This is a genomic window from Streptomyces sp. NPDC051207, from assembly GCF_040682395.1.
Taxonomy (GTDB): Bacteria; Actinomycetota; Actinomycetes; order Streptomycetales; family Streptomycetaceae; genus Streptomyces.
In genome coordinates this window covers 67010-88869 of the sequence record NZ_JBFBAX010000014.1, presented here as the reverse complement: position 1 = coordinate 88869, position 21860 = coordinate 67010, and the positions used below count along the sequence as shown (strand labels likewise).

21 protein-coding genes are annotated in these 21860 nt (G+C 70.7%); 14 read left to right on the top strand and 7 right to left on the bottom strand.

What is annotated here, in order from left to right; genetic code table 11:
• Positions 1–34 precede the first annotated feature (34 nt).
• From AB0M97_RS16440 to asnB, 3 genes are all read left to right on the top strand, one after another.
• Positions 35–430 carry a hotdog fold thioesterase gene (locus tag AB0M97_RS16440; RefSeq protein ID WP_365961572.1) on the top strand — a complete coding sequence of 132 codons (396 nt, stop codon included), beginning with the start codon at positions 35–37 and terminating at the stop codon, positions 428–430.
• Between the two features lie 155 nt (positions 431–585).
• A complete protein-coding gene (locus AB0M97_RS16435; RefSeq protein WP_365961545.1) occupies positions 586–2055 on the top strand; it encodes an MFS transporter in 1470 nt (489 codons plus the stop codon).
• Positions 2056–2166: 111 nt separating this feature from the next.
• On the top strand, positions 2167–4026 hold the full coding sequence (asnB, locus tag AB0M97_RS16430) for an asparagine synthase (glutamine-hydrolyzing) (RefSeq protein WP_365961544.1): 1860 nt from the start codon (positions 2167–2169) through the stop codon (positions 4024–4026).
• A gap of 184 nt (positions 4027–4210) precedes the next feature.
• On the opposite strand, the gene AB0M97_RS16425 is transcribed toward asnB, so the two are convergent.
• On the bottom strand, positions 4211–4774 hold the full coding sequence (locus AB0M97_RS16425) for a snapalysin family zinc-dependent metalloprotease (protein ID WP_365961543.1): 564 nt from the start codon (positions 4772–4774) through the stop codon (positions 4211–4213).
• A gap of 232 nt (positions 4775–5006) precedes the next feature.
• Here AB0M97_RS16425 and AB0M97_RS16420 point away from each other — a divergent pair, with 232 nt between their 5' ends.
• Both AB0M97_RS16420 and AB0M97_RS16415 read left to right on the top strand, forming a co-directional pair.
• Positions 5007–5483: a hypothetical protein gene (locus AB0M97_RS16420; RefSeq protein ID WP_365961542.1), complete on the top strand. Its 477-nt coding sequence runs from the start codon at positions 5007–5009 to the stop codon at positions 5481–5483.
• 260 nt (positions 5484–5743) lie between these two features.
• Complete coding sequence (locus AB0M97_RS16415) at positions 5744–5953, top strand: hypothetical protein (RefSeq protein ID WP_365961541.1); 210 nt, start codon at positions 5744–5746, stop codon at positions 5951–5953.
• A 238-nt stretch (positions 5954–6191) separates the two neighbouring features.
• Here AB0M97_RS16415 and AB0M97_RS16410 read toward each other — a convergent pair whose 3' ends face one another.
• Positions 6192–6731, bottom strand: a complete 540-nt coding sequence (locus tag AB0M97_RS16410) for a DoxX family protein (RefSeq protein WP_365961540.1) — start codon at positions 6729–6731, stop codon at positions 6192–6194.
• Positions 6732–7632: 901 nt separating this feature from the next.
• Between AB0M97_RS16410 and AB0M97_RS16405 the strand changes: the two genes are divergently transcribed.
• On the top strand, positions 7633–8547 hold the full coding sequence (locus AB0M97_RS16405; protein WP_365961539.1) for a winged helix-turn-helix domain-containing protein: 915 nt from the start codon (positions 7633–7635) through the stop codon (positions 8545–8547).
• A 47-nt stretch (positions 8548–8594) separates the two neighbouring features.
• Here the strand turns inward: AB0M97_RS16405 and AB0M97_RS16400 are convergent, their stop codons facing one another.
• The 4 genes from AB0M97_RS16400 to AB0M97_RS16385 all read right to left on the bottom strand — a co-directional run bounded on the left by AB0M97_RS16400 (position 8595) and on the right by AB0M97_RS16385 (position 12068).
• Positions 8595–9467 (bottom strand): alpha/beta hydrolase, encoded by an 873-nt coding sequence (locus AB0M97_RS16400; RefSeq protein WP_365961538.1) that lies wholly within the window; start codon positions 9465–9467, stop codon positions 8595–8597.
• A gap of 319 nt (positions 9468–9786) precedes the next feature.
• Entirely contained in the window at positions 9787–10362 is a 576-nt protein-coding gene (locus tag AB0M97_RS16395; protein ID WP_365961537.1) for a thermonuclease family protein, read from the bottom strand.
• Between the two features lie 717 nt (positions 10363–11079).
• Positions 11080–11820, bottom strand: a complete 741-nt coding sequence (locus tag AB0M97_RS16390; RefSeq protein ID WP_365961536.1) for a peptidoglycan-binding domain-containing protein — start codon at positions 11818–11820, stop codon at positions 11080–11082.
• On the bottom strand, positions 11820–12068 hold the full coding sequence (locus tag AB0M97_RS16385; protein ID WP_365961535.1) for a hypothetical protein: 249 nt from the start codon (positions 12066–12068) through the stop codon (positions 11820–11822). Before AB0M97_RS16385 ends, AB0M97_RS16390 begins: the two co-directional genes overlap by 1 nt.
• Before the next feature lie 402 nt (positions 12069–12470).
• Between AB0M97_RS16385 and AB0M97_RS16380 the strand changes: the two genes are divergently transcribed.
• From AB0M97_RS16380 to panD, 3 genes are read left to right on the top strand one after another with little or no spacing between them, the layout of a single operon-like run.
• Positions 12471–13448 (top strand): hypothetical protein, encoded by a 978-nt coding sequence (locus AB0M97_RS16380; RefSeq protein WP_365961534.1) that lies wholly within the window; start codon positions 12471–12473, stop codon positions 13446–13448.
• A gap of 2 nt (positions 13449–13450) precedes the next feature.
• A complete protein-coding gene (locus AB0M97_RS16375; RefSeq protein ID WP_365961533.1) occupies positions 13451–14683 on the top strand; it encodes a hypothetical protein in 1233 nt (410 codons plus the stop codon).
• 16 nt (positions 14684–14699) lie between these two features.
• A complete protein-coding gene (panD, locus tag AB0M97_RS16370) occupies positions 14700–15107 on the top strand; it encodes an aspartate 1-decarboxylase (RefSeq protein WP_365961532.1) in 408 nt (135 codons plus the stop codon).
• A gap of 40 nt (positions 15108–15147) precedes the next feature.
• Here panD and AB0M97_RS16365 read toward each other — a convergent pair whose 3' ends face one another.
• Positions 15148–16158: a helix-turn-helix transcriptional regulator gene (locus tag AB0M97_RS16365; RefSeq protein WP_365961531.1), complete on the bottom strand. Its 1011-nt coding sequence runs from the start codon at positions 16156–16158 to the stop codon at positions 15148–15150.
• Positions 16159–16460: 302 nt separating this feature from the next.
• On the opposite strand from AB0M97_RS16365, the gene AB0M97_RS16360 reads away from it, so the two are divergent.
• The 5 genes from AB0M97_RS16360 (at position 16461) to dpgB (ending at position 21846) form a co-directional block, all read left to right on the top strand.
• Positions 16461–17288 (top strand): enoyl-CoA hydratase-related protein, encoded by an 828-nt coding sequence (locus tag AB0M97_RS16360; RefSeq protein ID WP_365961530.1) that lies wholly within the window; start codon positions 16461–16463, stop codon positions 17286–17288.
• A 221-nt stretch (positions 17289–17509) separates the two neighbouring features.
• Positions 17510–18670 carry a hypothetical protein gene (locus AB0M97_RS16355; RefSeq protein WP_365961529.1) on the top strand — a complete coding sequence of 387 codons (1161 nt, stop codon included), beginning with the start codon at positions 17510–17512 and terminating at the stop codon, positions 18668–18670.
• 49 nt (positions 18671–18719) lie between these two features.
• Positions 18720–19964 (top strand): aminotransferase class I/II-fold pyridoxal phosphate-dependent enzyme, encoded by a 1245-nt coding sequence (locus AB0M97_RS16350; RefSeq protein WP_365961528.1) that lies wholly within the window; start codon positions 18720–18722, stop codon positions 19962–19964.
• Between the two features lie 44 nt (positions 19965–20008).
• Positions 20009–21100 carry a 3,5-dihydroxyphenylacetyl-CoA synthase DpgA gene (gene dpgA / locus AB0M97_RS16345; protein WP_365961571.1) on the top strand — a complete coding sequence of 364 codons (1092 nt, stop codon included), beginning with the start codon at positions 20009–20011 and terminating at the stop codon, positions 21098–21100.
• Between the two features lie 29 nt (positions 21101–21129).
• Positions 21130–21846, top strand: a complete 717-nt coding sequence (dpgB, locus tag AB0M97_RS16340; protein ID WP_365961527.1) for an enoyl-CoA-hydratase DpgB — start codon at positions 21130–21132, stop codon at positions 21844–21846.
• Positions 21847–21860 lie beyond the last annotated feature (14 nt).

Below are 21860 nucleotides of genomic sequence, written 5' to 3'. Positions count from 1 at the left end.
CCCGCAGGACGACCCGAAGAGCACCGCCGACTGGATCAACCAGGCCGGCGCGCGGACCCTGGCCGGCCGGATGGGCATCACCTTCCAGGAAGCCACCGCGGAACGGCTGGTGGCCACCATGCCGGTGGCCGGCAACAGCCAGCTCTACGGAATGCTGCACGGCGGCGCCTCCGCGGTGCTCGCCGAGTCGCTCGGGTCGATCGGCGCCGCGCTGCACGCCGGCGCCGGCCGCATCGCGGTGGGCGTCGACATCAACGCCACCCACCACCGCGCCGTGCGCTCCGGCACGGTGACCGGCGTGGCCACCGCGCTGTTCCTGGGCCAGACCGGCGCCACCTACGAGGTGGTCGTCACCGACCGGTCCGGGCGGCGGGTGTGCACCGCGCGGATCACCTGCGCGCTGCGCGCCACCCGGCGAAAGCGGACGTGAGGAACCACCGTGTCACCGCACCTGGGAACCGCACCACCGACGCCGATCGATAGGCTCCTCTGCGGTCACGTGGCCGTTACCCGTCCGCCGAACCGCCCCGACGGTTCCTGTCCGTTTGCCCCACAGCACAGTGCTGCAGGCGTTTGAGGAGTCTCATGACCGACACCCACCCGCCCTCCTCCACCGGCAAGGAGGCAGCGCCGACGGGCTTACCCCCGCTGCGCATCAATCTGGTCCTGGTCGTCCTGCTTTCGGCCATGTTCATCGTGCAGTTCGACTTCTTCGTGGTCAATGTCGCCGCCCCGTCGCTGGAGGACAGCATCGGCGCCGGGCCGTCGGCGCTCGAACTCATCGTTGGCGGCTTCGCGTTCGCCTACGCCGGCGGCATGATCACCGGCGGCCGGCTGGGTGACCGGTACGGTCACCGCCGGCTGTTCACCATCGGGGCCGTCGCCCTGGGCATCACCTCCCTGCTGTGCGGTATCGCCGCCAACCCCGAGCAGCTGGTCGCCGCCCGGCTGGCGCAGGGCCTCGCCGCCGCGGTGATGGTGCCCCAGGTCCTCGCGGTGATCACGGCCGAGTTCCCCGACAGGGAGAAGCCGAAGGCCATGGCCTGGTACGGCGCGGCGGCCGGACTCGGCTCGATCGCCGGTCAGGTCCTCGGCGGGGCGATGATCTCCGCCGACTTCGCGGGCCTGGGATGGCGCAGCATCTTCCTGATCAACGTGCCGATCTGCCTGATGATCGTGATCGCGGCGCCGCGTGTCCTGCCCCCGCAGCGGCAGCGCAGCGACGTCGGCCTCGACCCGGCCGGAGCGATCGGCATCTCCGCGGCCCTGGCGCTGTTGCTGGTGCCGCTGACCATGGGCCACACCACCGACTGGCCGGTGTGGACCTGGATCTCCATGGCGCTCGCCGTCCCGGTGGCGGTGGTCACCCTGCGCTGGGAGCGGGACCTGGCGGGCCGGGGCGGCAACCCGGTGCTGGTGCTGTCGCTGTTCCGCAGCCTCTCCTTCCGGGGCGGGATGATCGCGAGCACCGCGTTCATGGTCTACTTCGGCAGCTTCATGTTCACCCTGACCCTGCTGCTGCAGGCGGGCATGGGGCTCAGCCCCGTGGAGGCCGGACTGGTCTTCTCCCCGATGGGTGTGCTGTTCACCGCGACCGCCATGGTCGGCTCGCGGCTCACCGACCGCTTCGGCATGAGCGCCCTGGTGGTGAGCAGCGCGGTGACCGGACTGGGCCTGCTGCTGCTCGCCGGCCGGCTCCACGTCAGCGGGGACGACACGAGCGTCGCCTGGGTGGTGCTGTGTCTCTGCCTGATCGGCGGCGGCAACGGCGTGGTCCTCCCGGCGCTGTTCGGCGCCGCGCTGATGCGGGTCAACCCGGAGGACGCCGGTGTCGCCTCCGGCATCCTCACCACCGCCCAGCAGTTCGCCAGCGCGGCGGGCGTGGCCATCATCGGTGCCGTCTTCTTCATGGTGGCCGGCAGCGACCCCGGCGGCGAGGACTACGCCGTCGCCATGGCCTGGGCCACCGCGGTCAGCGTCCTCATGGTCCTCGTGGTCATGAGGCTGACCTGGACGTTCAAGCGCTTCGCCGCCAGCGACACCGCTCAGGGCTGAGTACCGCTCGCAGCTGAGGGGTGCCGCGCGCCCGGACGTGTTCCCCGGCCCCGCTGGGCGGGGGAACACGTCCGGGCCCAGCAGGAGATGTCCCACTCAAGGAGTTGTCTCATGTGCGGAATAGCCGGATGGGTCTCCTACGACCCCGCGGAACCCGTTCAGCGCCAGGTGATCGACGCCATGACCCGGACCATGGCCTGCCGCGGCCCGGACGACCACGGGGTGTGGCTGGACGACCGGGTCGCCCTCGGCCACCGGCGCCTGGCGGTCATCGACCCCGAGGGCGGCAGCCAGCCGATGACCTTCAGCGACGGGGACCGCACGGTGGCGGCGCTGACCTACAGCGGCGAGGTCTTCAACCACCGCGAGCTGCGCGAGGAACTCACCCGCCTCGGCCACCGGTTCCGCACCAGCAGCGACACCGAGGTGGTGCTGCACGCCTACCTGGAGTGGGGCGAGGACTTCACCGAACGCCTCAACGGCATGTACGCCTTCGCCCTGTGGGAACCGCGCACCCGCGAACTGCTCCTGGTCCGCGACCGGTTGGGCATCAAGCCGCTCTACTACTTCCCGCTGCGCGACGGACTCCTCTTCGGCTCCGAACCCAAGGCGATCTTCGCCCACCCCGCCGCCCGGCCCGCCGTCAACAGCGAGGGCATGGCGGAGCTGCTCTCCTTCACCAAGACCCCCGGCCACGCCGTCTACAGCGGCATGCACGAACTGCGGCCCGGCCACACCCTGCGGGTCCGGCAGGAAGGGCTGCGCCTCAACCGCTACTGGCAGGTGGAGGCCCGGGAGCACACCGACGACCTCGACACCACCGTCGGCCGGATCCGGGACCTCCTCGACGACATCATCGCCCGCCAGCTGATCTCCGACGTCCCGCTGTGCACCCTGCTCTCCGGCGGCCTCGACTCCAGCGCGATCACCGCGCTCGCCGCCCGGCACCTGGAACGGACGGGTGACGGACCGGTCCGCTCCTTCGCCCTCGACTTCGCCGCCCACGCCGAGAACTTCCAGGCCGACGAGTGGCGCGGCACCCCCGACACCCCCTACGGGCACCTGCTGGCCCGGCACGTCGGCGCCGACCACACCGTGGTCACCCTCGACCCACCGGCGCTGATGGACCGTGCGCACCGGGAGGCGGTGATGCGCGCCCGGGACCTCCCGTTCGACCTGGGCGACGGAGACACCTCCCTCTACCTGCTGTTCAAGGCGGTCCGGCACCAGTCCACGGTCGCCCTGTCCGGGGAGTCCGCGGACGAGCTGTTCGGCGGCTACCGCTGGATCCACCACCCCGACTCCGTCGCCGCGCCCACCTTCCCCTGGCTGGCCCCGCCGTTCGGCACCGGCATCTCCGGCCCCGGCAGCGGACCGGGCGAGGCGCTCATCGACCGCGGCCTGATCCAGAAGATCGACCTCGCCGACTACCGCGCCCAGCGCTACCGGGAGGCACTCGCCGAGGTGCCGCACCTGCCCGGCGTCTCCGGCAGGGAACGCCGGATGCGCGAACTGTGCTACCTCCACCTGACCCGGTTCCTGCCCTGGATGCTGGACCGCAAGGACCGCGCCAGCATGGCGGTCGGCCTGGAGGTGCGGGTGCCGTTCTGCGACCACCGGCTGGTGGACTACGTCTTCAACACCCCCTGGTCGATGAAGACCTTCGACGGCCGGGAAAAGAGCCTGCTGCGGGCTGCCACCCGCGATCTGCTGCCGACGGAGATCGCCGACCGCGTCAAGGCGCCCTACCCCACCACCAAGGACCCCCGCTACCTGGAGGCGCTGCGCGCCGAGCTGGACCGGGTGACCCGCGACCCGGACAATCCGGTGCTCGCGCTGCTGGACCGGCCCACGCTCACCACCGCGGTCACCGAGGGCCTGTCCGCCGGCAACGGCCTGCGGACCAGCGCCGAACTGGTCCTGGCACTCGACTTCTGGCTGCGCTCCTACGACGTCCGCCTGGACTTCTGAACCCGGCTGGACTTCTGGCACACCCGGCGATCACCCACGGGCGCCTGGCACGCGCCCGTTCGCACCATGATCCGGCCCCGTATACCGGACGCGCCCCGGCCCGTCGTCGCCGTCATCGTCTGCCCCTTTGGTGTACCGGGGAACGGGGCGCGGGAACAGAATGTCCCCGCGCCCCGGACGGCGGTCAGTTGACGGTCAGCACGCCCTCACGGACACCCGCCGGGCGGGTGAGCATGCCCCCGAAGTTGCCCTCGACCGCAGCCCTCTCGGCCGAGTTCGGGTAGGGGTTCTTGCAGGAGACGCCCGCGCTGGAGCCCGACATCAGGCTCGTGCACGGGCCGGGCTTGCGATCGGGCAGGCCCAGGATGTGGCCGAGTTCGTGCGACGAGATCCGTATCGTGTCGTAGCCCTGGTTGACGGCCTGCCGCCCGATGTAGACGGTTCCGTTGCCGAGGGAGGTGGTCAGCGCACGGGGCCAGCCGTCGTCGGCGAGGACCCGGATGTTGGCGCGCTGTCCGAAAGCCACCGGGCGCAGTTCGACGTTGTTGACGCTCTCGTTCCAGATGGCGGCACCGCGGTCGACGGCGGCCTTGAACTCCGCCGAAGCACTGGCGTCATAGGTGATGACACGGGGTGCGAGGGTGCGGTCGTCCGGCGCGGCCGTCCCGGCGTGGGCCTGGCCACCGGCCAGGGTGAGGGCCGCCGTCAGAGCTGCGGCGAGACCGTGGGCAAAGGTGCGTGAGTGCATGGTCGACCTCCTGTGGGGAAGGTGGGCGTGCTCATGTCACGTGCTGCGGGACTTCACTGCCCAATCCCGGAGAGCGCCAATCCATCAAACCGGCGGGGGAGGGGCTGCGGGGTAAGCGCGGGGGTGGTCCACGAGCCGCAGGCCTGTCCGAAAACGCTCACGATCCATCGAGCAGCAAACTCGGAGTGCCGGCGTGAGGTGAACGGGGTCTCTGCTCGGCAGAATGAGCCACATGGCCGCAGACAAGGACCCAGCGTTCACACTGCCGCGAGGCGCGACGGGCTTCTTCCGGCCGAAGGACGGACCGCTGCCGCACACCGACCAGCGGACGTTCCGGGCAGCGCTGTATGCGGCCGCCCGGGAGGCCAGAGGCCGTGTGGGCGACGTGGAGGAACAGACGTATCCCCGTACGTTCCACACCGCGACGGTCATCGAGGACACAGGCGAATGGGTCATCCTGTGCCACGCCTACCATCCCTGGATCGCCTTCGCCCGGGAACACCGGGCCTGGTACACCGAGGAGTTCCTCACCCCGCCACCGTGGGCCCATGCCTTTGCCGACCTGGGGTTTGCCGTGCTTGACCGCGCGCAGCTCACTCTGTCGCTCTCGGACCTCGACACCTCGGTCCTGACGCAGGGCGAGTGGCGCGCCATTCGTCTCTACGGCATCACCACATTGGGCGGCGTGCTCTTCAACGCATGGGACTGACGTCGGCCACCCCCCAGTTGGCGCGGAGCCCTTCGACGATTGTCAAAGGCTGGCGGTATTTGGCCCCTGGAACGAAGGGTGTTGCCATGAGCAGCGCCGCGGGGGCCGCTCATCCGCCGCCGGCGGAGGGGATCGCAAAACCGCGCGGACTGCGCGCCCTGCTCGCCACCTTTGAGTGGGTCGCCGGACAGTGAACGATGACTGGGAAAATTCATGCGTATTCGACAGTGCCTTGCGACGGGTGTCTTCACCGCCGCGGCGTGCGCGTCAACGCTCGCCCTGGGCACCGATTCGCCGTCGCGGACGGCCACCCCGAACTGGTGAGCCACCCTGAAGTGGTCGCGGCCGCGCAGTCCGCGCCGACGTGGACGGCACCGAGCACCGCCGCACCGACGGAAGGGCACTACACCGTGCTCTGCTCTGGTGGCGGCTGCGCCGACGTCTCCCCGGAGAACGCCAGCCGCTGGTAGAACGCTTGAGGGCGGCGCGCCGTTCGCGCAGCTCCCTCCGGAGCGAACACGAAGGGGCGGGACGTCACTCCATGACGTCCCGCCCCTTCGTGTTCCCCCCTCTGCGGGTTCGGCAAAGCCACCCTGGCGCTGGCCACGCGAAGATGGGGAAGATCGCGGCGCCTCTGTCAGGGTGGCGTCCGACTGCCGCTCACTCCGTCGGCCGTCATCCCGGCATGGATCGCGTCGTCGGCGCCGGCTACGGCCCCTCGTCCCGCCGCCCGGCGCCGGACCGCGGCAGGTGAACGGCGACGGCCAACCCGGCCGCCACCAGCACGATGTTCTTGATCACGTACTGTCCGGCCATCGTCGGGGTGGCGATGTTCCCGTCCCACATCTCGGCGGGCAGGACGACCAGCGTCGTGAACGTCCCGGCCATGTGGGCGAAGAAGACCGCCAGGGTCAGCCGCAGCAGCAGACCGGTGACCAGCCCGGCCCCGATCATCAGCTCCAGCGTGGCCAGAAGTGGCCGGGACACGTCGGCGGGCACCCGGCCGGACGTCAGCTCGTTCATCACCCGGACGGCCATGTCCTCGGCAGGGCTGACGCTCGGCAGGAGCTTCAGCGCCCCGAACCACAGGAACAGCAGCCCGACGGACACCCTGAGCACGGCGAAACTGTGCCGCCGGTAGAGGGCGGGGAAGGTACGCGGACCGTCGGCGACTGCCGGGGTCTCCGAGACGGCGGTGGCCGGCCCTTCTGCGGCCGCCGCGACGATGCTTCGCTGGTCATGACTCATGCCGGGCACCCGGGAAGAAGGGCGGGACGGTACACCGTCGGCTGGCTGCTTGACCTCATGAGCGCCTCCGTGGGGAAGGTCGGCAGTCATGGGAGCGCTCCCATGCGTCCTCAGCGGACTGTACGGTCAGGGTCCGGGCGTGACAAGACGCGCCGTACGAGCCATTTCGGCCATCATGGGAGCGCTCCCGCGAGGGTCGGCCCGCAACCGGGTCGGCACCCATCTCGCAGGCGCGCAGAGAGGTTCGTCGGGCGATGGGACGGCCATGGGCCCAGCGCGCGACGGTGAGAGATCGACCTTCCAGCGCACTCCGTCGGAACGGCCCGGCCCGGAAACAGGACGACGGCGCGGACGTCGAGGAAGGGAAGCCGGCCAAAGGCCGGACAGGCACCGGGGCGATCCACCGGCTGGCATCCGGCGCCCACATGGTGGCCCGGCACAGCTCGTCAGCGAGCCGAGGCGGGACTCGTCCCTCCTCGGCCTGCAACGCAACGATCGAGGCGCCCGCCCACGCCGACGAGTGACGGTCGGCCAACGACCCCCGACACACCGCCGCCATGCTCACCCTTCCCCCGCCAGGGTGAGCATGGCGTCAGCGACCGTCTCGGTGGTCACCCGTCGGCGACCGGTGGCCCGCCTGCCGATCGGGGAGGACGGACCACGGGCGGATCAACCGATCGGCGGCGGGTTGTTGAGCGGGCTGAAGCCATACTCCCCCCGCCGCGGCAGGCCCTCCAGCCTTTCGAAGAGTCTCGAAAAGCGGCATCGGCGCCCCGCGGAGTTACAGTCGGCGTAGTCACTGACGAACGGGGGTTCTTCTGTGTCCGCCTACTCACAGCTGCACTTGGGACCGCTGGAGACGGTCGCCGTCTCTGTGGTACCTCAGCCGGGTGTCACACTGATGTCGCTGGTCGCGGATGTCTTCGGCGGCCGCTCGCAGGGCGTCCATCCCACCTGGAGGCGGGCCGTACGGGCGGCCGTCCCGGCCGACGCGGCGGGTGTCCTGCATCCGCTGTTCGCTCCCGAATACTCCCTGGTGCCCGACTGCCTGACGCCCACCGCCCCACTGTGGGAGACCGACCTGGCAGCCCAACTCGAACGTCTGCAGCAGGTCTCGCCGGACACACTGCTGGCGGAGCTGGAAGCGGACTTCCGCGGCACGGTTCCCCGGCAGTGGCAGGGTGTCGTGGACCGCCCGCAGGCGTTCATCACCGCGTACGCGGAAATTCTCCGCGCCGTCTGGGAGAGCTACGCCCCGGCCTGGGGCCTGGCCGGTTCCCTGCTCGCGCGGGAGACCGAACGCATCGGCGTCGCGGCGGTCAGCGACGCGCTGGAGCCGGTACTGGCCGGCATAGGCCCCCGCGTCCGCCTGGCCGGCCAGACACTGCGCCTGCCCGATCCCCACCCCGAGACGTTCGAACGGGCCGGCCGGCGCGTGGTGCTGGTCCCGATGGTCTCCGGCAACGGCGCCTCCGTGTTCAGCTTCGACCGCCCGGACGCCGTCTGGTTCGGCTACCCGGTCCCCGGCCTGAGCATCCTGTGGGGCGGGCGGTATCCCGAGCCCACCGCCGATGACGCCCTGACACTCGTGCTCGGCCCACTCAGGGCACGCATCCTGCGCGACCTCCAACGCCCGCACACGATGGGCCAGCTCGCGGCGGCCCTCGGGTACGCCCCGTCGACCGTCACCCACCACTGCGGCCAACTGGAGGCCGCCGGGCTCATCCACCGCACACGACAGGGCCAGCACGTCCAGGCGGGCCGCACCGCCCGGGGCGATGCCCTCGTCGACCTCCTGTCCACGTCCTGGTCATGACGGCGCTCTCGAGTGGCCGCTTGGCCGCTCAGCACCGGCACCGTTCCTCAGACCTTCCGCGCCAGCCAGTCCCGCAGTGCCGCGGTGACCCGCGCGGGGTGCTCCTCCATGGTCCAGTGGCCGGCGTCTTCGAGCATGGTCAGTTCCGCGCCGGGGATGTGCCGGGCCAACTCCAGGGCGATCGTCGGACTGAGGTAGGTGTCGGCGCGCCCCCAGATGACGGCTGTCGGGCAGGTGATGCCGCTGAGCCGGCGGCGCAGTTCGGGCCGGGCGGCGACGCGGTAGTCCGAGAAGTAGTGCAGCAGCCAGCGGCGACCCTCGACGGTCTCCATCCAGCCGATGTAGTCGTTGAGCACCTCGTCGTCGAGGTGGCCGCGGCGGACCAGGGGTCCGAGCGCTCGGCGGTGCACGGCGGCCAGCGGCAGCCGGGCCGCCAGTGACCGCACCCCGGGAGTCCGCCCGGCGAGGGTGAGCAGCCCGAACGCGGCATGCCAGCGCGGGGTGAAGGTGGCGTGGGCGCGGGTGTTGAGGAGAGCGAGGCGGCGGACCCGGCCGGGATGGTCCTGGGCCAGACCGAGGGCGAGGAAACCGCCGTAGTCGTGACCGGCGAGATTCACGGAGGGGCACGCGAGCGCGTCGAGCAGCCGGCCCAGCCGGGCGACCTCCGTGTCGAAGTCGAAGCGCAGGTCGAGGGGCCGGTCGGAGCGGCCCCAGCCGAGCAGGTCCGGCGCGATCACCCGGTGCTTGTGCGACAGCTCCGGGATCTGGTGACGCCAGCAGTCGTGACTGACCGGGTAGCCGTGCAGCAGCAGGACCGGTTCCCCGTCGGGCGGCCCGGACTCCCAGCAGGCGACCCGCGCGCCGTCCACCATGATCGTCCGGGTCGGTTCCGTCCGCGCCCCGGGGTGTTGCGTGCTCATCGTCTCTCCTCGCCGTACGCAGGTCGGCTCCGTCCCTCGGCGGGCCCGCGGGTACAACGAGGACGCGCGGGCCCGGTATTGACCGGATACCCGCCTGGGTGAACTCCACGGAGCGGGCGGTGAGACGCGGGCACCGCGCCTGGCCGCGGTCGGCGTCGGGTCGCCACTGGCTGACGAGCGGCGTGTCCGGTCCGTGTTGCCGCCAGGCTTCTGCGAGGCGCAAGAGGCGCAAGAGACGCGAAGCAGACGAGGCGGGTGGGGGCCGCTTCACCCCGCACGGCTGTGATCCTTCTGCCTGTGATGTCGAACAACGCTGGATTCAGTCGCTTTCGCAGCCGATGCCGTCACCGTCGCGGTCGAGCCGGTGCGGGTCGTCCGGGCCGACGACAACGGGGCCCGACAGGTCCTCGCAGTCCACGTCGGACCCGCTGGCGGGAGGGCCTTGGGTCAGGCCCGTCTCCGCCGGGGGTGACGAGGTGGTGACGCCTGGTGCCGTGGGAGGTTCCGATGTTTTAGGGCACGCCGCCCACAGTCCGGCAGCGACAGCCTGAGCCGAATCCGCGGCAGAGGAAATCCTGGTCCAGTACCTGTCGTTGGGTTCGAAGAGCACCGCCTCGGCGTGGCCACTGCGCGCCAGGGACTCGTTGACGAACACGCCGCGGTCGTTCCACACGTACAGCAGGTAGCGGTCGTACGGGTCCATGAGTTCGTCGTCGCGTTCCAGGCGTACGGTGCTGCCGGGTGGGACGAGTTCCGTGGTGCGGGCGCTGGCCTGGGCGGCGTAGCAGGAGCCCCGTTCCGGCGTGTCGATCTCCAGCAGACGGACGCGGGCCACGGTGTTCTTCGGCAGCAGCCGCCCGTCGCCGACCACATCGATGGTGTCCCCGTCGATCACGCGCTGCACTGTGGCAGCGGGCTTGCCGGGTGCCGGTGGCGGGGCACGGTGGGTCTCCTGTGTCCGGGCGGTCGACGGTGGTGCGGGGCTCGTCGACGGCGGGGTGCTCGACGTCATGGTGGCGGGCGACGACATCGGTGGGGGCGGCGGGGCGGCGGTGGAGATCGAGGAGGAGGCACCGGGTCCCGAGGGCGTCTCGGACCCGGTTCTCCGGCTGTCCTGCAGGGATACCACTGCGCCAAACCCTACGAAAAGGACGAAGGTGAGCAGCAATGAGATGACCCACGGGTACCAGGGGCGGTGCCGCGAGGGCGGGCCCGGCCGCCACCGTGCGTTGCGTCGCCAGGCACCGGGGTCGGGAGACGGAGAGGGGCACATACCGTCCTCCCAGGGGTGCGGGAGTCTCCCTCTCAGTAGACCACCGAATTCCTCGCCCGTCCCTGGCGCGCACCTGTCCCGAGTCGGCGGTGGCCGGCGACGCTGTCGCGGGTGATCGTGCGGTCGACCTCGACAGCCGTCCCGGGTGACAGTAGGCGCCGACCGGGAGGCTCCAGTCGTCCGCCCACACCGTGATCGTTGGTCCGCGAAGGGCGGGACGACCCAGATGTCCTGATCACCGCGGGTAAACAGTGCCCGCAGTTCCCCCCGCCCCCACCCAAGCCGCACGACAGCTGCTCGGGCACGGCACGGCACATCGGTCGGGCGAAGGCGCACCGGTCAGGAGAAAGCAGCACCCCAGGTTTTCGGACCGACAACGCCGTCCACCGTCAGCCCCCGGTCCGCCTGGAAGTCGCGGCACGCCGCGTCGGAGCCGGGGCCGTACTGGCCGTCCGTGGACAACGCGTACCCGAACCGCGTGTTCATTCGGTACTGCCACGTCGCCACGCTCGCGTGCACGAACGTCGGGGGCTGACGGAAACTCACCCCGGGGTACGGCAGCGGTCCGCCGCCGGGGTTCACCTCACCGCTCAGTACGCGCGCGTAGAGAGCGCCGGGGCACTCCGTCGCATGGTGGTCGCGGTGTCCGGTGATGGCGCGGGCCGCACCGCCCGATACGCGCAGCCGGTTGATGCCGTACCGGATCGCGTCGATCAACTGCGGGGTGATCGCGTCGTAGTTGCTGGAGGTGCCGCCGGTGAGCGCGCACACCGCGTACCAGTCGTCGTTGCCCTGAGTGGTGCCCTGCGCGGCGGTGCGTACGTACTCGCCCCGTCCCTGAAAGACGTAGCCGTGCACGCAGGCGAGGTGGCTGTAGGCGATGTCCGACCAGCCGTTGGTGTCCATGTGGTGGTTCTGGATGCCCCGTACCTGGGCGGCGCAGTCCGCGTGGCTCACCCTGGCGACCTTGACCGCGTCCACGTGGTGCACGACGACGCCGCCCTGCGAGGGGGTGATGTTGCTGCTGACATCGCGGGGTGCGCGGGCGCCCCACTGGGAGCGGGAGACGAAGGTGGCCATCAGTCGCGTGCTCCTCGGCCCGTGGCGCAGTCCACCGTGGCGTTGAGAGGCTCCGCGTGCGGACGGCGGACCGCGTCGGGCGCGTAGCGGGCGGCGGGGTGACGGGGGTGGGTGACCAGGGGCAGCTCACGGTACGGCGCCGGGACGGTGCCGGCGGCACGAGCGGTGCCGGAACATATGGCGGGCAGCGCGAGTGCGCAGCCGGTTGCGACGAGCAGGGCGGCGCGGCGTGACGGGCCGTGACTCAACGGGCCTCCAGGTGACAGCGGGGGGACTGTGATTGTCAGGAACGCGACAATGCGTCGTCAAGATGCCCGCAGTGTCGACACCGTGCAAGCGGCCGACCGACTCCGGCACCCCGGTCTGCCGACCGCGCCGGAACCGCCGATCGAACCGCGGGACTGCCGCCCCGGCCGGGCCGCAGCTGTCTGAAGCATCGGACCCGCCGGCCCCGCACAAGTACCGCCGTGTGCTGCGCGCCTCCCGAGACCCCCCTGTCGTATCGACGCCAGGCAAGGATCCGAGCCCGCCAAAGCCGGCGGAACCCATCGCTCCCCTGTAAGAGTTGCGGTGTTCGAGGCCACGCCCGTACCGAGCGCCACAGCGGTGACCGGGCCTGGCCGAAAGGGTTTTCGTGGGGGAATGGGATCATGGCGACTGAGCACGTGGTGACCTGGATCTGCCATCCGGACGACTTCCTTCCGGAGTATGTGGACAAGATCTCCGCGCAGATGGAGGAGCGCTGGGCCGAGCCGTGCGCGAAGCACGGCTTCTCCTTCCGCTTCGTCTCCGCCAATGAGCTGGTGCCCGCCTGCGGTGACCGGCCCCGGCTGTGGCACAACGGCGTCGACCTGCTGGAGACGCGCCGGGCGTACATCGTCGACGACGTCAGCGGCGATCCGCAGGCCACGCACTTCCTGCGGGGCGTCTACCGCGCCATCGACGCGAGCGACTCGGTGCTGCTCAACCGCTCCCTGGTGGGTTCCGAGAGCCTGGAGCGCGACAAGCTGGCCATCCTGGCGCGGGCGTCCGTCCTGGGTGTCAGGACGCCGAAGACGGTGGCCCTGCCCTTCGGCCGCTACGCGCGCAGAGGGCTGGACGTCGTCCGGGAGGAGATCGGCGAAGGCCCGTACATCCTCAAGGCGCGTGAGATGGGCATCGGCTTCGGAGTGCTGAAGCTGGACAGCTACGAGCAGCTGCGCGCGGCCGTCGACATCGTCTCGCAGACCGGCCAGAACTACATCGTGCAGGAGTACCTGCCCAACCGGGGCGACCTGCGGGTCGCGATGGTGGAGGGCACGTTCGCCGCGAGCATGCTGCGCACCCCGGCCGAGGGCTCCTACCTCTCCAACATCTCCCAGGGCGGCAGCGCCAGCGCCAACCCGGACGTGGCCGCGGTCATGCCCGATGTCGAGCGGATCGTCGCGAGCCTTCAGGCCGACTACCTCTGCGTGGACTGGCTGCTCACCGACGACGGCCCGGTCCTCGGGGAATGGGGAACGGCCATGGCCGAGTTCTCCAGTCTCCCCGAGCCCGCCCGGTCGCAGCTCGCCGACGCCTTCTTCGCCTGGGTCGGCCGGCTGCTCTTAGACAGCGAGGCCGTCGCCGCGGCCGACGGGACCCGGTGAGCATGGAGTCCACCGAGACCGCGCGGAGCGCCCGGCCGGCGACGGGGCACCCGCCCGCGGTCGCCGCGGGGCTGGGGTTCACCCTGCTGTCGAACGCCGGCCTGGCCATGGTGCTCACCCTGCTGCCGGTGGCGGTGCTGCACGGCGGCCGGATCGCCCCGACCGTCTTCTCGCTCGCGCTGTCGGTCCATGTCGGTGCGGCACTGGTGGGCGCGGTGTGCACCCCGCTCGTGTTCGGCCGGCTCCACTCCGCCTGGACGCTGACGATCGCGTCCACGCTGAAGGCGGCCGGCTTCGCCACCGTCGCCGTCAGTACGGCGGACGCCGCCCTGTTCCTCTTCGCGGTGCTGGCCGGTCTCGGCGTCGGCGTGTCCCGGCCCGCCGTGCGGTCGCTCCTGACGGCTGCGGCGCGCGAGGACCGGCGCAGCCAGGTGTTCCAGGTGTTCTTCATCCTCCTGAACCTGGCCTACGTCCTGGCACCCGTCGCGGCCGGCCCGGTCGGCCGGGCCGGGGTCCCCGCACTGGTGGGCCTCGTGGTGGTCGAGCTCGGCGTCGGCCTGACGGTCGGTCTGCTCGGCCGCGGGCTCGCCTTCGAGGTGCCCGCACCCGGCACGCGCGGCTTCGGGGCGAGCCTCACCGTCCTGAAGAACCGCGCCGCAGCCGTCGTACTGGTCTACACCTTCGCGATCTACTTCGCGATGGGCTTCCTGTACGCCATGATCCTGCTCTACGAGGTGGTCAACCCGGCGCAGGCCGGGCACCGCACGCTGTTCCTGAGCTACCAGCCGCTGGCCATCATCGCCATCCAGCTGGCCATGCTCCCCTTCTTCTCGAAACTGCCCCGGGGCGCGCTCTACCTGACCGTGGCCGTCGCGGGCGGCATCGGGCTGGTGCTGTCGTTCACCAGCGCTCTGGTCCTGATCCTCGCCGGACTCACCCTCTTCGCGGTGGCGGAGTGCCTGGCCTTCCCCAAGATCCAGGTGGAGGCCGCGGACACCGTGCCGCCGGACCAGTTGACCCAGGTGTTCGCCCTGGTGAGCGTGGTGACCGCGGTCGGCGAGATCGTCGGCAACATGACGGCGGGGCTCCTGGTCGGCGCCGGCTCCGGGCTGCCCGAGCCCGCCCACTCCGGAATGGCCGTCGGCCTGCTCGTGGGCCTGGTGCTCCTGATCGCCGGCATCGCGGTCACTCGCTCCGTAGCCCCGGACCGTCCGTCAGGCCTCTCTCAGCACTGAACCTGGAGACGTACCGATGTATCGCACGATGTTCAAGTCCAAGATCCACCGCGCCACGGTGACCCAGGCCGATCTGCACTACGTGGGATCGCTGACCATCGACGCGGATCTCATGGAGGCGGCCGACCTGCTGCCCGGCGAGAAGGTGCAGATCGTCGACATCGACAACGGCGCCCGTCTGGAGACCTACGTCATCGAGGGGGAGCGCGGCACGGGAGTGATCGGGATCAACGGCGCCGCGGCCCATCTGGTCCACCCCGAGGACCTCGTGATCATCATCAGCTACGCGCAGGTGCCCGAAACCGAGGCCAAGACGTTCGAGCCGCGCGTCGTCCACGTGGACGGGCAGAACCGGATCGTCGCCCTGGGCGCGGACCTGGGCGAGCCGGTGCCCGGTTCCCCGGAACTGCTGCGCGGCGACTGATGGCCCGGCCGACGGCTCCGCCGGGGCCCGGGACACCGGTTCACCGCCGGTCGTCGATGACCTTGCTGAGCAGGTAGCCCGCATGCAGCCGGTTGCGCGCTCCGAGCCGGGTCATGACGTCCGAGATGTGGCGCTGGCAGGTCCGCAGGGACATGCCCAGCCGACGGGCGATCACCTTGTCCTCCACGCCGTCCACCAGCAGCTGGGAAATGGTGAGCTTGATCTCCTCGGAGGCGCCCATCACCTGGCTCTTGTCGTAGGAGACCGGGAACGGGCTGGCCGTGGGCCAGACCCACTCGAATGCCTGGACGACGAAGTCCACGATGCTCCGGTCGCTGACGATCACGGCGCCCTGCGCGTTGCCGTGCAGGGGCAGCACCGCGGTCTCCCGGTCGAAGACGATCAGCCGCATGAACCCGTCGCTGAGCGTGCGGACCTGGGCGCCGAGAGGGGCCACATGCTTGACGTAGGCCCTGGTGGCCGGGCTGAACTGCGCGGTGTGCTGGTAGAGGGTCCGCATGCTGACGTTGCGGCCGAGGACCGACTCGGTCCGCCTGAGGGCTTCTTCGAGCACCTCGGTGGGGCGCGCGCCCCCGGGCTGGGAGGTCAGGATCTCCTGACGGGCGTCCGCCGACAGGCCGTTCAGCGCGCTGCGCACGGAGTCGATGTCCGGCAGGACCTCGATCTCGGGACGGCGGAGCCGCTTCGCGGGACTCTGCTCGTAGATCTCGGCGAGGGAATCCAGCCGCTCCATCATGTGCATGATGTGCTGCTGGCGCTCCGCCAGTTCCCTTACGGCGGGGGCGATGAGCTGGGCGCCGAAGATCCTCGGAGAGCTGGCGGTGTATCCGTCGCCGGCGGTGGGCCACAGGAGATGGAGACCGCACAGTGATCTCAACAGCTCCTCCGCTTCCTTCAGGTCCGAACCGATCGCGGAGGCGACCTCCGCCGGAGCGACCTTTTCCCTTGCGCAGGCGTACTCGTACGCCTGGAGGGCTCTGCCGTGTAACGGGAGAGGCGAGGCATCACCAGTGGTGCCCGAAATGTCCATTTGGATTCCTTTTGGGAAAATGAAGCGTGGTCGTATAGACCGTTTTCGCCGCCCATCATATCGGCGCGTCCGTGGTGATGCGACGTATCGGGCTGCTGGAAGTGGGGCCGCGCGAGGGAAAAGCAGAGTCTGTCAGAGAAATCGTCTTCACGGAGGAAAAATATAATGTCGCATTCTTTAGTGAGAATCTCGGCGACGGCCGGACCGGCTTTTTCCGCCGACCTGGTCGCCCGCGCAAACCCGGGCGTCTTCGGCCCGGAGGCCGCACCCGGGGCGTCCGCGCGTGATCTGGGCTGGGGCCGGTGACCGAGGGGAGGTTCGGTGAGTCGATCACCGTCCGCCGTCTGGAGCGCGGGCGGATCGCGGAGCTGGTGCTGGACCGGCCGCACGCGATGAACGCGGTCTCCATGGAGTTCGGAGCGTCACTGGCCGCCGCCACCACCGCCCTCGCGGGCGACCCTTCGGTCGGCGTCACCGTGATCACTTCCACCGCCGAGCGGGCCTTCTGCGTGGGCGCCGATCTCAAGGAGCGCCGGAACTACACCGAGTCGGACCGGGCCCGGGCCCGGCCGGTCAGCAGGGCCGCGTACGCCGGCGTACTGGCGCTGCCGATGCCCGTGATCGCGGCGGTGCACGGCTACGCACTCGGCGGCGGCTACGAGCTGGCGCTCTCCTGCGACGTCATCGTCGCCGACCCCGGCGCGGTCGTCGGCCTGCCCGAGACCGCCGTCGGCGTCATCCCCGGCGGCGGCGGAACCCAGCTGCTGCCGCGCCGCGTGGGCGCGGCCCGCGCCGCCCACCTGATCTTCAGCGGACGCCGGGTCCCGGCGGCCGAGGCACTCGAACTGGGCCTCGTGGACACCCTCTCCCCAGCGGGCGAGGTACGCGCGTCGGCGCTGGGCATCGCCCGCGCCTACGCGGCGAACTCTCCGGTGGCGCTGCGGGCGGCCAAGCGCGCGCTGAGGCTCGGACACGGCGGGGACCTCGCGACCGGCCTGGAGATAGAGGACGCGGCCTGGCATGCCGTGGCCTTCTCCGCCGACTGGCTCGAGGGGGTCGAAGCGTTCAACGAGAAGCGGCAGCCGAACTGGCCCGGCTACCGCGACATGGAATCCGTCACGGAACACTGATGAAAGCTGGCAGAGACGTGTTACGGGAAGTCGAATCATTCTCGGAACTGAGGCAAAAGACGCTCGGTGCAGCGTCCCGGATTCACCTGGCCGCCGATCTCGACGTGCTGACCAGGAGGCAACTGGAAGAAATCCAGCAGATCAATCTGGCGCACACCGTCGAGGCGCTCCGGAAGAATCCCGCCGCAGCCGCGAGATGGCCCGGAGCACTCGATGTCCGAGTGGCCCGCGATCTGGCCAGAATGCCGCTCTTCTCGCCGGTGGATCTGCAGAGCACCTGCCCACCGGGCACGCAGGACCTGGTCCTGGGCGACGGCGGTTCCGGGCTGGCCCTGCGCTCCAGTGGTACGTCCGGACGGCGCAAGGTCCTCTACCACTCCTGGGAGTTCGCCGAGAGGGTCGCCTTCCTCGGGGCCCGGGGCGTGCTCAGCGCGCTCGGGTCGAGCCCCCGCCGCGTCGCCAACTTCCTCTACCCGGCAGAGCTCAACGGCGCGTTCAGCTTCGCCCAGGACGTGACGCGGCTGCTCGACGCCCTGGCCTTCCCCATGGGCAGTAGCGCCCTGGGCTCTCCCGAGACCCCCGAGGTCCTGCGCGAACACGCGGTGGACACCGTCATCTGCTCGCCTTCCGCCGGCGTCAAGCTGCTCACCGAGGACACCGCCGGGGCCCTGGCCGCCGTACGCACCTTCCTCTACATCGGGGAGATCCTCGGGGAGAGCCGGGAGCGGCAGCTCGCCGAGGCCCGCCCCGACCTGCGGGTGCGGTCGCTCTCGTACTCCACCAGTGAGACCGGCCCCATCGGCTACCAGTGCGCCTACCAGACCGGCTCGACCCACCACCTGCACGAGGACGCCCTCGTGGTCGAGGTCATCGACACGGCCGCCGGGTGCGTCCAGCCCGACGGCCGGGTCGGCGAGGTCGTCGTCACCACGCTGACCGACTCCGGGATGCCGCTGCTGCGCTACCAGGTCGGCGACGACGGGTACATCGAAACCGGGCCCTGCCTGTGCGGCAGCGCCGCCCGCCGGCTGACCCTCGTCGGCCGCGTCCGCCAGTCGCTCAACGTGGACAGCACCACCATCTCCCAGGACCTGGTGATGGACCGGCTCGCCGTACTGGGCATCACCGACGCGGCGGACTGCCAGTTCCAGGTGCTGAAGCACGCCACGGGCTTCTCGATACGGCTGCTCGTCTCCGACCGCACCCCGTCCGGGCTGACGGCCGACGACGCCGTCGCCGCACTGCGCGGCGCCTACCACATGCAACGCGTCTTCACGGCCCCCTCCTACCGGGAGCTGACGGTGGAGCGGGTCGACAGCTCGCAGTTCCACCACACGGACCGCGGAAAGGTCCCGTTCTTCCACGAACACCACACCGACTGACGGAACCTCGGTTCCACTCCCCATACACCCGCATTCAGGAGCTGCTTCGATGCCTCGTACCACAGAACCCGCCAACTGGGTCGCGGCCCGTGTCAGCAAGACGTCGGGCGCGCTGACCCGAGCCATCGCGGACGACCTGACCGGTCACGTGTTCACCGCGAGGGACGGCAAGGAGGTGACTCTCAGCGGCGGCGAGCGCGCCGTCGAGTTCATCTCCTGCTCCTACCTCGGACTGGACACCCACCCCGCCCTCACCGAGGCCGCGGCCAGAACCGTGCGCCAGGTCGGCGTCCAGTTCTCCTCCTCCCGGACCCGTATGCGGTTCCAGGACCTGGAAACCCTGGAGCACATGCTCGGCACCGTCTACGGAGGCCGTCACGTCACCTGCTTCACCTCCGTCGGCAGCGTCCACCTCGGCGTGCTGCCCTTGTTAGGCACCGGCGTCCTGCCCAGCTACCCCGTCTCCCCGGACGGCGTCGCCTTCTTCGTGGAACGCACCGCGCACGCGTCCATCCAGGTACTGCGCGGCGTGCTCCAGCAGATAGGCACTGTCACCCGGTTCGACTTCGCCGACCCGGACGGCCTGGCCGACGCCATGGCCAAGGCCTACGCCTTCGGACGCACGCCGATCGTGCTCGTGGACGGCGTCGGATCCATGGGCGGCCTGATCAACGTCCGCCGGCTGTCCGAGCTGTGCGCGACCGTCGGCGGATACCTCTACGTGGACGACGCCCACGGCGTGTCCATCACCGGCCCGCGCGGCGCCGGCTACGCCTACGAGGAGTTCGGCGGCGCCGACGGCGACCTGCCCGAGTCCGTCATCCTGGTCGGCTCCCTCGCCAAGGCCTTCGGCGCAAGCAACGGCGGCTTCGTCGTGCTGAACACCGAGGAGGACACCGTCAAGCTGCGCAAGTTCGGCAATCCGCTGATCTTCGGCGGCCCGATCGCCCTGCCCGTGGTCAGCGCCTGCCGGGCCTCCGCCGAACTGCACCTCGACGGCACCGTGGCACGGCTCCAGAAAGACCTGTGGCGCAACACGGACCTCTTCGACTCCCTCACCGGCAACTCCCTCTTCAACGCCGGAACCCGGTCGCCGATCCGCGGTGCCCTCTTCTCCACGGAGGAGGACGCACTCGACACCGCCGCGCGGCTGCGCAAGGCCGGAGTCATCGTCACCCCGGCGTTCTTCCCGACGGTGGCCAAGGGCAGAGGCCTGATACGGATGGCCGTCTCCGCGGCCCACACCACCGAGCAGATCGAACTCGCCACCAGCGGACTGGGGAACGTGGCATGACGGCGTCCGCCTCCGGGGGCCCGTCCGTCACCGGACAGGAGCGGATGACAGCGGCGAACTTTGGCCCGAGGCCGGTGATCGTCGGATTCGGCACCGCCACACCCGCCAACTCCTACAGCCAGCGCGAGATGCTGGACCTCTTCGGCATCGAGGACCCCAAGGTCCGGTCGGTCTTCCTCAACAGCGCCATCGAACGCCGCTACCTCACCCTGCCACCCGAACTCCCGGACGGAACGCGCGCGACGGAGACGCAGGGCGAACTCCTCGCCAAGCACAAGGCACACGGGACACGCATCGGCGTGCAGGCCCTGGAGACCGCGCTCAAGCGGGCCGGGTGCGCGCTGTCCGACATCGGCCACCTCTGCTGCGTCTCCACCACCGGCCTGCTGACGCCCGGCTTCTCGGCCCTGCTGATCAAGGAACTGGGCCTGTCCACCTCGACCAGCCGGCTCGACGTCGTGGGCATGGGCTGCAACGCCGGGCTCAACGCGCTCAACGCCGTGGCGGGCTGGTCGGCGGCCAACCCCGGCCGCCTCGCCGTCATGGTGTGCGTGGAGGTCTGCTCGGCCGCCTACGTCTTCGACGGAACCATGCGCACCGCCGTCGTGAACAGCCTCTTCGGCGACGGCGCCGCCGCCGTCGCGATGATCACCGGCCCGCCGCGGGACGACACCGCCGAGGACAGCCCTCTGCCGGCCGGCACCGTGCTGAAGTTCGCCAGCCGCATCATCCCCGACGCGGTGGACGCCATGCGGTACGACTGGGACGACGACCAGGGCAAGTTCAGCTTCTACCTCGACCGCGACGTCCCGTACGTCGTCGGCGCGCACGCCGAGGACGTCGTCGACCGCCTCCTCGACGGCACCGGCCTGCGCCGCGGCGACATCGACCACTGGCTCGTGCACTCCGGCGGCAAGAAAGTGATCGACTCGGTGAAGGTCAACCTCGGCCTGCCGGCGCACGCGGTGCGCCACACCACCGGCGTGCTGCGCGACTACGGAAACCTCTCCAGCGGCTCCTTCCTCTTCTCCTACGAGCGGCTGATGGAGGAAGGACGAGTGAGCCGGGGCGACTACGGCGTGCTGATGACGATGGGGCCCGGCTCCACGATCGAGACGGCGCTCGTCCAGTGGTGACCACCAACCCGACCGAAGGAAGGACGACTGTGCCCACCACTCACCTCACCCACAGCCTCACCGACGGGGCGGCCGCCGTCCTGACCGTCGGCGGGAACGAGCAGCTCACGCCCGAACTCGTGTCCCGCGTCGCGGCCGTGGTCGCACAGACCGAGAGCGCCGACGGCGGAGTCGTCCTGTTGCTGCTGGGCGGCGACGCCGCCCCGACCGCGCAGGACCCGGCCGGCTTCACGCCCTCCGGGACCGGCATTCACCTCGTCAACACCTGGGAGCGCGCCCTGCGACGGCTGGAGAACGCCGGTCGTCCCACCCTCGCCGTCGCCGAGGGCGACTGCACGGGCCCCGCGCTCGAAGTGCTCCTCGTCGCCGACTACCGGCTCGCCGCCCCCGACGCGCGGCTGAGGCTCGCGGGCGCCGAGGACGGGGCCTGGCCGGGAACGGCCGTGCACCGGCTGGCCAACCAGATCGGCACGGCCCGGGCCCGCCGCCTGCTCCTGCTGCGCCCCTGGCTGAGCGCCGCCGAGGCCGTCGGCGACCTGGTGGACGAGACCGCCGGGAGCACGCGCGAGATCCGGGAGCGGGCCGCCGCCCTCGTGGACGAACTGTCCGCGCTGCCCGGCCAGGAGTGGTCGATCCGGCGCAGGCTGCTGTTCGACTCCGGCCTCAGCTACGAGGAGGCACTCGGCGCCCACCTCGCCGCGTGCGACCGCAGCCTGCGACGCCGGCAGCCGGCCACCCGCCCGTAACGTCGAGAGGAACG

Coding starts and splice junctions, on each gene's coding strand:
- AB0M97_RS16425 (WP_365961543.1), bottom strand. CDS start 4,774: ATGCACTCACGCACCTTTGCCCACGGTCTCGCCGCAGCTCTGACGGCG.
- AB0M97_RS16380 (WP_365961534.1), top strand. CDS start 12,471: ATGGCGACTGAGCACGTGGTGACCTGGATCTGCCATCCGGACGACTTC.
- AB0M97_RS16405 (WP_365961539.1), top strand. CDS start 7,633: ATGTCGCTGGTCGCGGATGTCTTCGGCGGCCGCTCGCAGGGCGTCCAT.
- AB0M97_RS16420 (WP_365961542.1), top strand. CDS start 5,007: ATGGCCGCAGACAAGGACCCAGCGTTCACACTGCCGCGAGGCGCGACG.
- AB0M97_RS16435 (WP_365961545.1), top strand. CDS start 586: ATGACCGACACCCACCCGCCCTCCTCCACCGGCAAGGAGGCAGCGCCG.
- AB0M97_RS16400 (WP_365961538.1), bottom strand. CDS start 9,467: ATGAGCACGCAACACCCCGGGGCGCGGACGGAACCGACCCGGACGATC.
- panD (WP_365961532.1), top strand. CDS start 14,700: ATGTATCGCACGATGTTCAAGTCCAAGATCCACCGCGCCACGGTGACC.
- AB0M97_RS16410 (WP_365961540.1), bottom strand. CDS start 6,731: ATGAGTCATGACCAGCGAAGCATCGTCGCGGCGGCCGCAGAAGGGCCG.
- AB0M97_RS16350 (WP_365961528.1), top strand. CDS start 18,720: ATGCCTCGTACCACAGAACCCGCCAACTGGGTCGCGGCCCGTGTCAGC.
- dpgA (WP_365961571.1), top strand. CDS start 20,009: ATGACAGCGGCGAACTTTGGCCCGAGGCCGGTGATCGTCGGATTCGGC.
- AB0M97_RS16390 (WP_365961536.1), bottom strand. CDS start 11,820: ATGGCCACCTTCGTCTCCCGCTCCCAGTGGGGCGCCCGCGCACCCCGC.
- AB0M97_RS16365 (WP_365961531.1), bottom strand. CDS start 16,158: ATGGACATTTCGGGCACCACTGGTGATGCCTCGCCTCTCCCGTTACAC.
- asnB (WP_365961544.1), top strand. CDS start 2,167: ATGTGCGGAATAGCCGGATGGGTCTCCTACGACCCCGCGGAACCCGTT.
- AB0M97_RS16375 (WP_365961533.1), top strand. CDS start 13,451: ATGGAGTCCACCGAGACCGCGCGGAGCGCCCGGCCGGCGACGGGGCAC.